Origin of the sequence: Rhizobium sp. AAP116, from assembly GCF_001295785.1 — a bacterium.
Classification (GTDB): Bacteria; Pseudomonadota; Alphaproteobacteria; order Rhizobiales; family Rhizobiaceae; genus Allorhizobium.
The window spans coordinates 199,584-213,789 of sequence record NZ_LJIB01000011.1 but is presented as its reverse complement, the minus strand read 5'-3'; the positions used below and the strand labels follow the sequence as shown (position 1 = coordinate 213,789).

General features: G+C 62.2%; 14 protein-coding genes and 1 other RNA gene. 10 read left to right on the top strand and 5 right to left on the bottom strand.

What is annotated here, in order from left to right:
- Positions 1-74: 74 nt before the first annotated feature.
- Together IP85_RS09345 and IP85_RS09340 are read left to right on the top strand one after the other, a co-directional pair.
- Complete coding sequence (locus IP85_RS09345) at positions 75-842, top strand: 3-deoxy-manno-octulosonate cytidylyltransferase (RefSeq protein ID WP_054149511.1); 768 nt, start codon at positions 75-77, stop codon at positions 840-842.
- Positions 843-846: 4 nt separating this feature from the next.
- Positions 847-1,698: a prephenate dehydratase gene (locus tag IP85_RS09340; protein WP_082347635.1), complete on the top strand. Its 852-nt coding sequence runs from the start codon at positions 847-849 to the stop codon at positions 1,696-1,698.
- A 112-nt stretch (positions 1,699-1,810) separates the two neighbouring features.
- Here the strand turns inward: IP85_RS09340 and nudC are convergent, their stop codons facing one another.
- Together nudC and IP85_RS09330 are read right to left on the bottom strand one after the other, a co-directional pair.
- The gene (gene nudC, locus IP85_RS09335) at positions 1,811-2,770 is read right to left on the bottom strand and encodes an NAD(+) diphosphatase (protein ID WP_054149394.1); all 960 of its coding nucleotides are present in this window, start codon (positions 2,768-2,770) and stop codon (positions 1,811-1,813) included.
- The gene (locus IP85_RS09330; RefSeq protein ID WP_054149509.1) at positions 2,767-3,174 is read right to left on the bottom strand and encodes an HIT family protein; all 408 of its coding nucleotides are present in this window, start codon (positions 3,172-3,174) and stop codon (positions 2,767-2,769) included. Before IP85_RS09330 ends, nudC begins: the two co-directional genes overlap by 4 nt.
- Positions 3,175-3,344: 170 nt before the next feature.
- Between IP85_RS09330 and ffs the strand changes: the two genes are divergently transcribed.
- The 3 genes from ffs to IP85_RS09320 all read left to right on the top strand — a co-directional run bounded on the left by ffs (position 3,345) and on the right by IP85_RS09320 (position 5,774).
- Positions 3,345-3,441, top strand: an RNA gene (gene ffs, locus IP85_RS21925) — signal recognition particle sRNA small type.
- A gap of 80 nt (positions 3,442-3,521) precedes the next feature.
- Entirely contained in the window at positions 3,522-5,402 is a 1,881-nt protein-coding gene (locus IP85_RS09325) for a DNA polymerase III subunit gamma/tau (protein ID WP_054149393.1), read from the top strand.
- A gap of 48 nt (positions 5,403-5,450) precedes the next feature.
- Entirely contained in the window at positions 5,451-5,774 is a 324-nt protein-coding gene (locus tag IP85_RS09320; protein WP_054149392.1) for a YbaB/EbfC family nucleoid-associated protein, read from the top strand.
- Positions 5,775-5,814: 40 nt separating this feature from the next.
- Here IP85_RS09320 and IP85_RS09315 read toward each other — a convergent pair whose 3' ends face one another.
- Positions 5,815-6,705, bottom strand: a complete 891-nt coding sequence (locus IP85_RS09315) for an alpha/beta fold hydrolase (protein ID WP_054149391.1) — start codon at positions 6,703-6,705, stop codon at positions 5,815-5,817.
- Between the two features lie 80 nt (positions 6,706-6,785).
- Positions 6,786-7,406, bottom strand: coding sequence for an MOSC domain-containing protein (locus IP85_RS09310; RefSeq protein WP_054149390.1), 621 nt, complete (start codon positions 7,404-7,406; stop codon positions 6,786-6,788).
- Between the two features lie 56 nt (positions 7,407-7,462).
- Between IP85_RS09310 and recR the strand changes: the two genes are divergently transcribed.
- Together recR and IP85_RS09300 are read left to right on the top strand one after the other, a co-directional pair.
- A complete protein-coding gene (gene recR, locus IP85_RS09305) occupies positions 7,463-8,068 on the top strand; it encodes a recombination mediator RecR (protein ID WP_054149389.1) in 606 nt (201 codons plus the stop codon).
- Positions 8,069-8,120: 52 nt separating this feature from the next.
- Entirely contained in the window at positions 8,121-9,353 is a 1,233-nt protein-coding gene (locus IP85_RS09300) for a lytic murein transglycosylase (protein WP_054149508.1), read from the top strand.
- Between the two features lie 9 nt (positions 9,354-9,362).
- On the opposite strand, the gene IP85_RS09295 is transcribed toward IP85_RS09300, so the two are convergent.
- Entirely contained in the window at positions 9,363-10,997 is a 1,635-nt protein-coding gene (locus tag IP85_RS09295; RefSeq protein WP_156322805.1) for an MFS transporter, read from the bottom strand.
- 242 nt (positions 10,998-11,239) lie between these two features.
- On the opposite strand from IP85_RS09295, the gene rimP reads away from it, so the two are divergent.
- From rimP to IP85_RS09280, 3 genes are read left to right on the top strand one after another with little or no spacing between them, the layout of a single operon-like run.
- The gene (gene rimP, locus IP85_RS09290; RefSeq protein WP_054149506.1) at positions 11,240-11,836 is read left to right on the top strand and encodes a ribosome maturation factor RimP; all 597 of its coding nucleotides are present in this window, start codon (positions 11,240-11,242) and stop codon (positions 11,834-11,836) included.
- A gap of 56 nt (positions 11,837-11,892) precedes the next feature.
- Positions 11,893-13,506: a transcription termination factor NusA gene (gene nusA / locus IP85_RS09285; protein ID WP_054149388.1), complete on the top strand. Its 1,614-nt coding sequence runs from the start codon at positions 11,893-11,895 to the stop codon at positions 13,504-13,506.
- A complete protein-coding gene (locus tag IP85_RS09280; RefSeq protein WP_054149387.1) occupies positions 13,506-14,186 on the top strand; it encodes an RNA-binding protein in 681 nt (226 codons plus the stop codon). The genes nusA and IP85_RS09280 overlap by 1 nt, the downstream gene beginning before the upstream one ends.
- Positions 14,187-14,206 lie beyond the last annotated feature (20 nt).

Here is a 14,206-nt window from a genome sequence, read left to right as displayed (position 1 = left end):
CTTGCAACACGATTATGGTCCCGCGGCTGGGACTATTTGACACTTCTGTATGGTGATTTGAAGGGGTTATGGACATGAATGAAGGCAGAGCTGCCAAAACCTTGATCCTGATCCCGGCACGCATGGCGTCGACCCGTCTTCCGGACAAGCCGCTGGCCGACATCGCAGGTCTGCCGATGATCGTGCAGGTCGCAAAACGGGCTCAGGAGGCAGAGGTCGGGCGAATCATCGTCGCCGTCGACGACCAGAGGGTCTTCGACGCCGTTGAGGCCGCAGGTTTCGAAGTGGTCATGACCCGTGGGGATCACCAGTCCGGTTCCGACCGCATTTTCGAGGCGCTGACGAAGGTAGACCCCGATGGCGTGGCCGAGATCGTCATCAACGTTCAAGGCGATCTGCCGACGATCGATGCGCAGACCATCCGCGCGGCACTTGAACCACTGGAAGATCCTGCAGTCGACATCGCCACGCTCACCGTCGAAATCGAGGACGAGCAGGAGAAGACGAACCCGAACGTGGTAAAGGTAATCGGCTCGCCGCTTTCCGAGGACAGGTTGCGTGCACTCTATTTCACGCGTGCCACCGCGCCCTACGGTGCCGGCCCGCTCTACCACCATATCGGGCTCTACGCCTATCGGCGCGCCGCGCTCGAACGCTTCGTTACTCTGCGCCCGTCCACGCTCGAAAGGCGGGAATCGCTCGAACAGCTCAGGGCGCTGGAAGCGGGCATGCGGATCGATGCCCAGATCGTGAAAACCGTGCCGCTCGGCGTCGACACGCCCGCAGATCTTGAAAAAGCACGCCGCATCCTTTCCGCATCCTCCTCAAACGCAGGACACTGATCCCTTGGCACCGACGAACAAGATTTCCTTCCAGGGCGACTACGGCGCCAATTCCGACATGGCCTGCCGCGACATGTTCCCCAACATGGAGCCCCTGCCCTGCCCGACCTTCGAGGATGCCTTCGTGGCGCTGGAGACGGGAGAAGTGGATCTGGCGATGATCCCGATCGAGAACACACTCGCCGGTCGCGTCGCCGACATCCACTACCTGCTGCCGCTGTCGCGCCTGCATATCGTCGGCGAGTATTTCATGCCGATCCGCTTCCAGCTGATGGTGCTGCCGGGCGTCAAGCTGGATGAGATCCGCACTGTCCACAGCCATATCCATGCGCTCGGCCAGTGCCGCAAGATCATCCGCAGCCATGGCTGGAAGGCCGTGGTTGCCGGCGATACGGCGGGGGCTGCCAAGCTCGTTTCGGAGAAGGGCGACCGCACGATGGCAGCCCTTGCGCCGCGGCTTGCGGCACCGCTCTACGGGCTCGACATCATCGCTGAGAATGTCGAGGATTCGGAAAACAACGTCACCCGCTTCGTCGTGCTATCCCGCGACGAGGACGAGCCGAAGCGCGTGAGCGATGACGAGCACTTCATCACGACGTTCGTGTTCAACGTGCGCAACATTCCGGCAGCCCTCTACAAGGCAATGGGAGGGTTTGCGACGAACGGGGTCAACATGACCAAGCTCGAAAGCTATCAGATCGGCGGCAAGTTCATCGCCACACAGTTCTATGCCGATATCGAGGGGCACCCGGACGATACGTCGGTCAAGCGGGCATTGGAAGAACTGCGCTTCTTCTCCGAGAAGGTGCGCATCCTCGGCGTCTACAAAGCGCATGAGATGCGCGGCAAGCTCTGATCACTACGGTGGCGGCATAGAGCGTTCCGGCGAAAAGAAGCGCCGGAACGCTCTATTTTTGTTTTCGCGCAATTCCGGCCGCAGAACCGCTACGCACTTCGGCCGGAATTGCTCAGTGCCGCCACTCGTACCAATCCTCGATCAGACGACGGGCGATCGTGCCGTGGATCGGCAGGGTCCTGCCATCGGCTGAACCCTCCGACAGCATCCGGCCAATCTCGTCGCGGGTGAACCAGCGGCAGTCTTCGAGTTCGGCAGTATCGAAGGTGATGTCGAAATTCATCGCCTCGCCGTAACAGCCGATCATCAGCTGGTGCGGCATCGGCCAAGGCTGTGAGGCGTGATAGCGGACGCGGCCGACTGTGATACCGGATTCCTCGCGTGTTTCGCGGCGGACGGCGTTTTCGATCGTCTCGCCCGGCTCGACGAAACCGGCAAGCGAGGAATACATGCTTGCCGGAAAGCGCGGGCTCCGCCCCATCAGGCAGCGATCCTTCTTTTCATCGACGACCAGCATGATGGCGACCGGATCGGTGCGCGGGAAGATTTCGTGGCTGCAGGCGGTGCATTTGCGCTTGTAGCCACCGATGAGCATGTCCATCGTGCCGCCACAGCGACCGCAAAACTTGTTGTCGGCGTTCCAGCGCAGGAGGCTGAGTGCCTGGGCGACTTCGCCGAGCAGTTCGTCACCGATCAGGGCATCGCGGAAAAGCGCACGGGGGTCGGCGGGCTTGTATTGGGCGGCGAGCGCTTCCGGGGGAACATTGACGGGGACTGCAAGACGCGGCTCCCCGGAGGCCTGGTGGCCGAGCAGAATGGCGTCATCGAAGTTCGGCTGGAGATCCGCGAGCTCGTAAGGGGCAAAGAGCGGATCGAGAACCTGGCCATCATGCTTCAGTACCAGCTGAGTGCCGGAGAAGGCGAGGATGTGCATGCCCTCGACCTTGAGTGCCTGCTCAAGCGAGGTCTCGTCGCGATGTTCGCTGTCACGGTCGAGCTTGTTGCCGGAAAAGGCCGTAAGTTCGCTGGGTTCAAGATGGGGGGCACGGTTGAGGAAAATCGAGTTCTTCATTGGAATGCTTCAAGTATCCTGTGCTTCATCGCCTCGAAGGCCTTTTCCTCATAGGGGACAGACTGGCCAAAGCCCCAGATGGGGCCGGGCCAATTGGGATCATTCTCGCTGCGTGCGACGACATGGACGTGAAGCTGGCGCACGATATTGCCGATGGCGGCGATGTTGATCTTGTCGGCACCGCTCACCTTCTTCAAAGCCGTCCCCACGGTCACCTGCTCGAACGCCAGCATTGCCTGATCAAGTGGGGTCAGGTCGAAGATCTCCGAGACATCCGGGCGCTGGGGGACGAGAATCAGCCAAGGCCAGCGGCTATCCCGGGCAAGCCGCAGGTCACAAAGGCCGAGTTTCAGGATCGACTCGCTGTCTCTGCCAAGACGCTCATCCAAGGTGAATGGCTGCACGGTGTTTCTCTCCGCTTTGTTTTTTTTGATGCCAGGCAATGCTGTCTGGCGATCTTTCTTTGTCGCAGGTTCTGATCGGAAAACCGCAGGACATTTTTCCGGAACCTGCTTAGCAGTTTTTTTGGCGCTTGGCTTGCATTTGGCGACGTTATTGCCGATATGTCTCCTTGGGAGGTTGGTGGTGGACGAGCCACTCGCCAACCGGGTCAGGTCCGGAAGGAAGCAGCCCTAACGAGCGCGGCACGGGTCATCGTGCCAGCCTCCCACCTCATCTTCATTTCCGGCCTTTGTTTCCAACACGGGCCGTGCCATGCCCGGAGCCGGGCGACGGGGAAGCTGGCAACGCGATGAGCGATTTCGAGCCGACTGCAGAGGCCAAGCCCGCCCCCGGCGGCTACCGCGTTCTCGCCCGCAAATATCGCCCCAAGGATTTCACGGACCTGATGGTCGGCCAGGAGCCGATGGTGCGGACGCTGACCAATGCGTTCGAAACCGGCCGCATCGCCCAGGCCTATATGCTGACCGGCGTGCGCGGGGTGGGCAAGACGACCACGGCCCGTATTCTGGCGCGTGCACTGAATTACAAGACCGCTGAGATCGACAAGCCGACGATCGACCTTCGCATCCCCGGCGAGCATTGCCAGGCGATCATGGAAGGCCGGCATGTCGACGTGATCGAGATGGATGCGGCATCGCATACCGGTATCGACGATATCAGAGAGATCATCGAGCAGGTGCGCTACCGCCCGGTTTCGGCGCGCTACAAGGTCTACATCATCGACGAAGTGCACATGCTGTCGACGGCGGCCTTCAACGGGCTGCTGAAGACGCTCGAAGAGCCGCCGGAGCATGTGAAGTTCATTTTCGCGACGACCGAAATCCGCAAGGTCCCGATCACCGTGCTCTCCCGCTGCCAGCGCTTCGACCTGCGCCGCATCAGTGCGGGGGATCTTGTCGGGCTGTTTTCGACCATTGCGTCGAAGGAAGGCATCGAGGCGGACGAAGACGCGCTGGCGATGATTGCGCGTGCTGCAGAAGGCTCGGCACGTGACGGGCTCTCGCTGCTCGACCAGGCGATCGCCCACGGCAGCGGCGTGGTGCATGCCGATGCCGTGCGTTCCATGCTGGGTCTTGCAGACCGGGCCCGTATCGTCGACCTTTTCGACCATATCGTGCGCGGTGATGTGGCAGCAGCCCTTTCCGAATTCGGCAGCCAGTATGAGGCGGGTGCCAACCCGACCGTGGTGCTGACCGATCTTGCCGATTTCACCCATCTGGTGACCCGGCTCAAATACATTCCCTCAGCCGCACAGGATCCCTCGCTTTCCGAAGTCGAGCGCGTGCGCGGCGCCGACCTCGCAGAGAACGTGGCAGTGACGACGCTGTCGCGCATGTGGCAGATGCTGCTCAAGGGCATCCCGGAAGCGGAGGCCTCGTCGCGACCGGCAGGTGCTGCCGAGATGGTGCTGATCCGGCTTGCGCATGCCGCCCATCTGCCCTCGCCCGAAGATGCTGCGCGACGCCTGCTCGAATTGTCGAATGGTGAAGGTGGCGGAGATCGCGCGCCTTCTGCGCCGCGGCCGAATGGCGGCGGCGGTGGGGCCTCGATGGCGATGCGCGTGCAGGCCGTGGGCCAACCCTCGCAGGTTAGCGCCCCGCGCCCGGCAATGAGCCAACCGGTTGCGCATCTGCAGAGCGTGCCGGCTGGTGATGCGCTGCCGCAAGCGATGGAGCGGCGGGAAGCCAAGGCCGAGGAAGCGCCGGTCCCGGGCGTTCGCGTTGAGACACTCGACGATATCGCTGATCTCTGCACCAAGAACCGGGCGCCCGTGTTGCGGGCTCAGCTTCGTCAGTTCGTGCATCTTGTGAAGATCGAGCCGGGCCGGCTGGAGATTCGCCTCGAATCGCAATGCCCGCCTGGTATCGTCAACGAGCTGAAGATGAAGCTCAGCGAGTGGACCGGCATCACCTGGTGGGTGACGCTGTCCAACGAGGCGGGCGCGCCGACGCTGGTCGAAGTCGAAAAGACGACGCGCGAAGCGCGGCTAGTCGATGCGCGGCAGGACCCGGATGTCGCGGCGATCCTCGCACGCTTTCCCGGCGCCAAGGTGACCGACGTGCGGATCAAGGCAGCTGCGATCGAGGACGACGACATCGTGGCGGCACCGCCGGCAGCAGCCGAATCCGCCGAGGGCGACATCCTGCCGGGCGACGACATCGAATTCTAGGGCTGACGCCCTTCCCGCAGAACACGACAACAATCCAAGGAGACGGTAATGCGCGACATCATGGGCATGATGGGCAAGGTCAAGGAAATGCAGTCCAAGATGGAGAAGATGCAGGAAGAGATTGCTGCACTCGAAATCGAAGGCAAGTCTGGTGGCGGCATGGTGACCGTTGTCCTGAGCGGCAAAGGCGAGATGCGCAGCATCAAGATCGATCCGTCACTGTTCAAGGAAGACGATGTCGAGATCCTCGAAGACCTGATCGTTGCCGCCCACAAGGATGCCAAGGACAAGGGCGAAGCCCAGGCGCAGGAAAAGATGGCGGCACTGACCGCCGGCATTCCGCTGCCGCCGGGCATGAAGTTCCCGTTCTGATCAAGCAGTTCATTCTGGTCGAAAAAGGTGATCGGGTCTGTCAGCGATAGACCCGATCACCCCAAGGATTATCCCCTTCGCGTAGAAACACCAGGCTCTCACTCCAGAAGCCACCCTCATGGCGGGCGTGGAAGAGATCGAAGTGACCGATACGGTCAAAACCGAGGTCTTGTGGTGCGAGCAGCACCTTGGTCACCGCCGCGCGGCGATAGTAACGCATCGCACGAGCTATTGCCTTCGGCGTCGCGATCTCGTCATCCGACATGGCGACACTGAGGATCGGGCAGGCTGCGGTGGCGAACCGGTCGCGCATGACTTCGGCCGCCTCTCGCGACAGGCCCTGTTCCGCCCGGCCCTGCTGCAGCCCCCAGCCATAGGCGACCCCTTTCGGCAAATCCTCCAGCCAACCCAGGCGCTTGCCGGGAAAATGGCCGAGTGCAAGGGTGATGGCCGGCATCGCGACATGCCATTTCAAAAAGAGCGGCAGGCGTCGTGCTGGCAGATAGTCCCCCCAGTAGCCATACTGGCCGCCGACCGAAAGCATGGCCGAGACGCGCCCGACTGCCGGCGAATAGCCCGGCAGGAAGCCGCCGATGCTGTGGCCAACGACGAGGACGCGTCCCGTCTTGTCCTTCTGCAGCGCTTGGCGCAGCGCGGCATCGAAATCCTGCTCGCCCCATTGGCGCCAGGTGAAGGTCGATCCTTTAAGGCTTTCGGGACGGGAGAGCCCTATACCGCGATAATCATAGGTGAGGACGGAAAAGCCGTTTGCCGCGAGGTAGGCGGCATAGCGATGGTAATAGCGGGCCTGGACGCCAGTTGCCGGATTGACGATGACGGTCCCGACAGGCGCTCCGTCAGCGGATCGCCACCAATGACCGGTCAGCCGCACGCCATCGGCTGCGGTCAGCTCTGTTCTCCTCGGGTCCATCGCTCCTCCAAGCGGGCGGCATGATGGCGAGAAGCATGGGGCGGGTAAAGCCGGGCGGCTTTACGACCTTTGGCGGAGGCTCACATCTCGCCGGCGCGGATCGCGTCCCTGACCTTGTAGTGGACGGGTGCGGCGAGATAACGGGCGCGATCGGCGTCGCTCAGCCTGCGGCCGAAGGTCGCCATCATCTCGCGCATCGTCACGCGGTCGCCGCTCCAGGGAGTGAATTCGACGGCCTGGCCGGCTTCGACCATGCCACCCAGAAGGACGCGTGCATAGGCGCCCGGGCGGGCTGCGCGGGTGTAGCGCTTGACGATGGTCGGATCGCCCATCTTGGCGGCAAAGGTGGCGCAGGGGATACGGGCGGAAGTGACTTCCAGGAGCACCTCGCCGATGGCCAGCCTGTCGCCGGCCGCCAGCATGGCGCTTTCCAGGCCTTCGATCACCACGTTCTCGCCGAATGTACCATAAGGCAGATCACGCCCAAGTTCGGTCCGCCACCAGTCGAGATCGATGGAACCCTCGATATAGACGGCCTGATCGACGCCCCCATGATGCTTGCGGTTGAGGATCGCGTCGCCGACGAGCCCTTCGGCATCGACCATAACAGGCCCCTGGATGGCGAGCTTGTTGATGCCGGTCTTGTATTTCTTCCCCGGCAGGATCTCGGGTCGACCAAGGCAGACGGCGAGGATTTTCATCTGGGGCGCTCCTTCGGCGATTCCGTTTGGCGTCTATATGGGCTAGAAACGCCGCCATGGCAAAACGAGTCACCGGCCCCGAAATCGAGAAACTCATCCAGCTTCTGGCGAAAGTGCCGGGGCTTGGACCACGCTCGGCACGGCGTGCGGCGCTGCATCTGATCAAGAAGAAGGACCAGCTTCTCGGACCCTTGGGCCACGCCATGGGCGAGGCCTATGACAAGGTGAAGATCTGTTCCTGCTGCGGCAATGTCGACACGATGGATCCCTGCACCGTCTGTACCGATGTGCAGCGCGACCAATCCGTGATCATCGTCGTCGAGGATGTCTCCGACCTCTGGGCGCTGGAGCGCGCAGCCGCAATGAATGCCGCCTATCATGTGCTGGGCGGCACTTTATCGCCGCTCGACGGGATCGGGCCCGATGATCTCAACATCAAGGGGCTGATCGACCGGGTGGCCAAGGGCGGGATCCGCGAGATCATCATCGCGGTCAATGCGACCGTCGAGGGACAGACCACAGCACACTATATAACCGACCACCTGACGGGGCTCGACGTGAAGATCACAAGGCTTGCCCATGGCGTGCCCGTAGGCGGCGAACTCGACTATCTCGACGAGGGCACATTGTCGGCGGCAATCAGAGCCCGCACTGCGATCTGACGGCATTCCGGGAGGAACATCGATGGCACGACCCCGCACGCGGCTCCCATGGCTGATGGCCACCGTATCACTAATGTTGGCCGGGAGTTTCGCCGCGCCGGCTGCTGCCGCTTCGCGCAGCGCCGTCGAAGCGCAGTTCCGGCAATGGATCGCCAGCGATCTATGGCGCGCCGCCCAGGAAGGCGGGATCAGCAAACAAATCTTCGACCAGACGCTTCAGGGCGTGCAGCTCAACTGGGATCTGCCTGATCTCGTGCCGCCGGGCACGGAGCCGCCGAAGGAACGGACGCAGAGCCAGGCGGAATTCAGCTCGCCGGCCTCCTATTTCAACGAGAAGCGCTTGCAGGGACTGGCCGCGACCGGTCGGACCCTGGCAAGTCAGCATGCGGCGACACTGCGCAAGGTCGAGGCGACCTATGGCGTTCCGGGTTCTGTCATCGTTGCGATCTGGGGACGCGAGTCCGGCTATGGACGGGCGAAGCTCCCGCATTCGGCGATCGACGTGCTGGCGACCAAGGCCTTCATGTCGACGCGCAAGCCGATGTTTCAGCAGGAGCTGATTTCGGCGCTGCATATCGTCGAGAGCGGGGACGTGAGCGCCGACAGGCTGATGGGCTCCTGGGCCGGCGCGCTCGGACAGCCACAATTCATGCCGGGAAGCTACCTGAAATACGCCGTCGATTTCGACGGCGACGGCAAGCGCGACATCTGGAATTCGGTGCCGGACACATTGGCATCCATAGCCAACTATCTGGTGAAGAGCGGCTGGCAGAGGGGTCGCGACTGGGGTTACGAGATCACCATTCCCGACGGCGTTTCCTGTGCGCAGGAGGGGCCAGACAGAGCAAAGGCTGTCTCAGCCTGGACAAGCGGCGGACTGACCCGGATTTCTGGCCGGGCATTCCCTTCGTCGGAGGCGTCTCAGCCGGCGATGATGCTGGTGCCGGCCGGCACCTATGGTCCGGAATTCCTGGTGACGCCGAATTTCTACGTGCTCAAGGAATACAACAATTCCGACCTCTATGCGCTGTTCATCGGCAATCTTGCTGACCGGATCGCGAGCGGCGGCGGCGCCTTCAAGGCATCCTGGGGCGATGTCGGCAAGATGCTGCGCTCTGACGTGCTTGCCATGCAGCAGGCGCTGGTGGCGCAAGGTTACGATGTCGGCAAGGTCGATGGTCTGCCCGGCTTCAAGACGCGGCGGTCGCTCGGCGAATGGCAGGCAAAGAACGGGATGAAACCCACCTGCTATCCGAGTGCAGACCTCAAGGCCAAGCTGCGCTGATACCTGCCATCAGTGGTGATCGATATGCGACTGGTGGAAGACGTCGTCGGCCGGTGGGATTGCCTGACGCTCGATCATGCGGTGGACCTTGGGCGGCCTGTCGCCGCGATGCAGTTCGATCAGGCGGTCGGTGATCTCGGCATCGGCCTTGGTGCGGCGCTGGTTGTGACGGACATAGTCGACCCATGTCGGCACGTGATAGGTTTCCGTCCAGATGTCAGGGTTTTCCAGATCGCGCATCAGCGTCCAGTTTCGCGCGCCGTCACGCAGGCGGATGCGGCGGCGCTCGACCATGATCCTTAGGAATTCTGGAACGTCTCCGTCGGCGATCTCGAAATCGACATGAATGACGATCGGGCCGCTGCGCGGGCGGATGTCGAGCTTGAGGGCCGGCTCGTTGAAACGGTTCAGCGGATCGAGATCAAGGGTGGCGAAAGCGGGCATGGGAAGAAAGAAGCCGATGAAGACGCCGACCATCATCAAAAGGCTGGATGCCACCAGCGCATGGTCGGACCCGTAGCTTTCGGCGACGCTGCCCCAGAGCCAGCTGCCCGTTGCCATCCCGCCGAAGGTCGCGGTCTGATAGAGCGAGAGGGCCCGACCGACGACCCAACGGGGTGCCGAAAGCTGGACGACGGTGTTGAACAGCGAGAGCGCCAGAACCCAGCAGGCGCCAGCGACCATCAGCGCAATCGCCGTGATCCAGACCGAGGTGCTGATGCCCGTGACGCCGGCGGCAACGGCAAAGCCGGCGAAGGCCGCGCGGACGATGTCTTCACTCGACAGCAGTTCCCGGGCGCGCTGGTTGGCGAGTGCGCCGAAGATGGCGCCGAGGCCGAAGGCACCGAGCAGGCCACCAAAGGTGAGCGGACCGCCCAAGAGCTGGTCGCGAGCAACAATCGGCAGAAGCGAAAGAATGGCGGTCGCGGTGAGACCGAAGACGAAGCCGCGGAAGAGCACCTTGCCAAGATTGGGTGACATCGCGACGTAGCGCAGGCCGGCGCCGATTGCCGAGCCGAGCTGCTCGCGTGGCAGCGGGTTCTTCGGAATGTTCGGCTGCCAGCGGAAGAGGGCATAGGTAATGGCGAAGTAGGACAGCGTGTTGACCGCAAAGGCGGCTGCCGCACCTGCGGCGGCGACGATTGCACCGCCAATCGCCGGGCCAACGCTGCGGGTGATGTTGAAGCCCATGCTGTTGAGCGATACGGCGGCAGGCAGATCCGCCCTCGGGACGATATCGCCGACAGAGGCCTGCCAGGACGGGTTGTTGAGCGCGGTGCCGCAGCCGATGAGGAAGGTGAAGGCGAGGAGCGCCCAGGGCGTGATGAGATCAAGCAGGGCAAACAGCGTCAGAAGCGCCGAGACCACGATCATGAAGAGCTGGGCGGCGATCATGACGCGGCGTCGATCGAAGCTGTCGGCGATGGCTCCGGCGATCAGGGACAAGAGCATGATCGGGCCGGTGTTCGAGGCCTGAACCAGCGCCACCATGTTTTCGGAGGTCGAGATCGAGGCCATCATCCAGGCGGCACCAACGCCCTGGATCAGACCGCCGAGATTGGACGAGATGCTGGCAAGCCAGATCCGGCGATAGGCTTCGTTGCGCAGCGGCAGGAGCGGGGAACGGCTTTCGTGTGTGGACATGTCTTGAACTTCTCTGGCCACAACCATGTTTGGAAACAGCTGCGGCGGGTCAAACCTTGCCTTGCGCAACGCATGGATGGCAAGTTTGTTTTCACGCTTCGGCTAAAAGCTTGCAAAAGCCGGGGCGGTCGGCTATATGAGCTTCAAATTCTTGATCGACAGATGAAGGGTGGGCCCGAAAGGACCCGCTCTTTTTTATTGGCGATCACAGCCAATCGGGAGTAAAACGATTGTCCGAAGATATGCCGAAGCCGGAACTCGGCGAAGCACGGATCATCATCGAGACGGGCCTTGACCGTCGTATCGCAGAGATTATCGAGCCCGTGCTCGTCGCGATGGATTTCAAGCTGGTTCGCGTGCGTATGATGAACCAGAACGGAATGACACTGCAGATCATGGCAGAACGCACCGACGGCACGATGACCGTCGAAGATTGCGAAGCCGTATCGATGGCAGTTTCCCCGGTTCTCGACGTCGAGGATCCGGTCGACAAGGCGTATCATCTGGAAGTGTCGTCGCCGGGCATCGACCGCCCGATGGTTCGCAAGTCGGATTTCAGCCGCTGGCAGGGCCATATCGTGAAGTGCGAGACGTCGATCCTGGTCGACAACCGCAAGCGCTTCCGCGGCAAGATTGCCGACGTGAACCAGGACGGCTTTACCCTGGAACGCGATCAGGTGGCCTATGGCGAAGAGCCGAAGGTGGTTATCCCCTTCAATACCCTCGCTGAAGCCAAACTCATTCTGACGGACGATCTGATCCGTGACGCGCTCCGAGCCGATAAGCTCGCCAAGGCGCAGGCCGCGAACCAGAACGACGAAGACGACAGCGAAGAATAACGTTTGACCTATAGCCCGAGGCCGATGCCCGGGCGTGAAGACGGAGACCTAAGACAATGGCAGTCAGTGCTAACAGGCTCGAGCTCTTGCAGATCGCAGATGCCGTCGCCCGTGAAAAGGTGATCGACCGCGAAATCGTGCTCGCCGCCATGGCCGACGCGATTCAGAAGGCTGCCCGGTCGCGCTACGGCAGCGAAACCAACATCCGCGCCGACATCAACTCCAAGACCGGCGAGATCCGTCTGCAGCGCCTTCTGGAAGTGGTCGAGAAGGTCGAGGACTACGCGACCCAGATCGCACTTGAGCTGGCCCGTGACCGCAATGTCGATGCCAAGCTCGGCGACTTCATCGCCGATCCGCTGCCGCCGATGGACTTCGGTCGTATCGCCGCCCAGTCGGCCAAGCAGGTCATCGTGCAGAAGGTTCGCGAAGCCGAGCGTGACCGCCAGTTCGACGAGTTCAAGGATCGCGTCGGCGAAATCGTCAACGGCACCGTCAAGCGCGTCGAATACGGCAACGTAATCGTCGATCTCGGCCGTGGCGAAGGCATCATCCGTCGTGACGAGATGATCCCGCGCGAAGCTTTCCGCTACGGCGACCGCGTCCGCGCCTATGTTTACGATGTTCGCCGCGAGCAGCGTGGCCCGCAGATTTTCCTGTCGCGTACCCATCCGCAGTTCATGGTGAAGCTGTTCACCATGGAAGTTCCTGAGATCTACGACGGCATCATCCAGATCAAGTCGGTTGCCCGTGACCCGGGCTCGCGCGCCAAGATCGCCGTGATTTCGAACGATAGCTCGATCGATCCGGTCGGCGCCTGCGTCGGTATGCGCGGTTCGCGCGTTCAGGCCGTTGTCGGCGAACTGCAGGGTGAAAAGATCGACATCATTCCGTGGAGCCAGGATCCTGCCTCCTTCATCGTCAACGCCTTGCAGCCGGCTGAAGTCGCCAAGGTCGTTCTCGACGAAGATGCAGAGCGCATCGAAGTCGTGGTTCCGGACGAGCAGCTGTCGCTGGCCATCGGCCGTCGCGGTCAGAACGTTCGTCTGGCATCGCAGCTGACCGGCTGGGATATCGACATCATGACGGAAGCGGAAGAATCCGAGCGTCGTCAGAAGGAATTCAACGAGCGTACGAACCTGTTCATGGATGCGCTCGACGTCGATGAAATGGTCGGCCAGGTTCTGGCGTCGGAAGGTTTTGCTGCGGTTGAAGAAGTTGCCTATGTCGAGCTCGACGAAATTGCGTCAATCGATGGCTTCGACGAAGACACCGCGCAGGAAATCCAGACCCGCGCCCGTGAGTACCTAGAGAAGATCGAGGCAGAGATGGATGCGAAGCGCCGCGAACTCGGCGTTGCGGACGAACTGCGCCAGATCGACGGCATGACCTCGCAGATGATGGTCGCGCTCGGCGAAGACGGCATCAAGACGGTCGAGGACTTCGCCGGCTGCGCTGCCGACGACCTGGTCGGCTGGAGCGAACGCAAGGACGGCGAGACCAAGAAGTTCGAGGGCCTGTTCTCGAAATTCGACATCTCGCGCGCCGAAGCTGAAGCCATGATCGTGCAGGCCCGCCTCGCAGCCGGCTGGATCACCGAGGAAGACCTCGCGGCCGAAGTCGAAGCTGAAGGCGTACTCGAAGGCGAAGAAGCCGAGCAGGCAACGTGATGGGCGCGCAGACGCCCGACGCGACAGAGGCCGAAGACGACTTCGACCTCTCCGACGTGAACGGACGCATGTGCATCGTCACCCGCGAAAGCGGATCGCCCGAGACGCTTCTGCGTTTCGTGGCGGCACCCGACGGGACCGTGGTCCCTGATCTGAAGCGGGCGCTTCCGGGCCGGGGCTGCTCGGTCAGCCCCAGCCGCGAGGCCGTCGACAAGGCCGTGGCGAAGAAGCTCTTCGCCCGGGCACTGAAACGGGATGTGAAGGCGGATCCGGAACTCGGGTCCGTGGTCGAGCGGCTTCTGGTCACGCAGCTGATCGGGATGATGAATATGGCCCGCAAAGCCGGCCAGTTCATCACCGGGGCGGCGAAGGTCGAGGCGGCGGTGCGCAGCGGAGAAGCCATCGCGGTCTTCCATTCGCAGGATGCCGCGCCAGATGGCGTGAGAAAGATCGACCAGGCCCGAAAGGCCTGGCACCTCGGAACAGGGGCAGAGGCGGAAGTTCCCGCCTTTCACCTGCTCACCGGGGCGGAATTGGACGAGCAGATGGGCCAGAATGCGTTTATCCATGCTTGCGTGCTTGCAGGGCAGGCAGGTGAAGGTGTAGTGAAGCGCGCAACTCTGCTCGAAACCTACCGCGGCACGCCGCGGGTATCGGGCGCTGGCCCGAAATCACAATGACGCGGTCACCGGCACAGGTC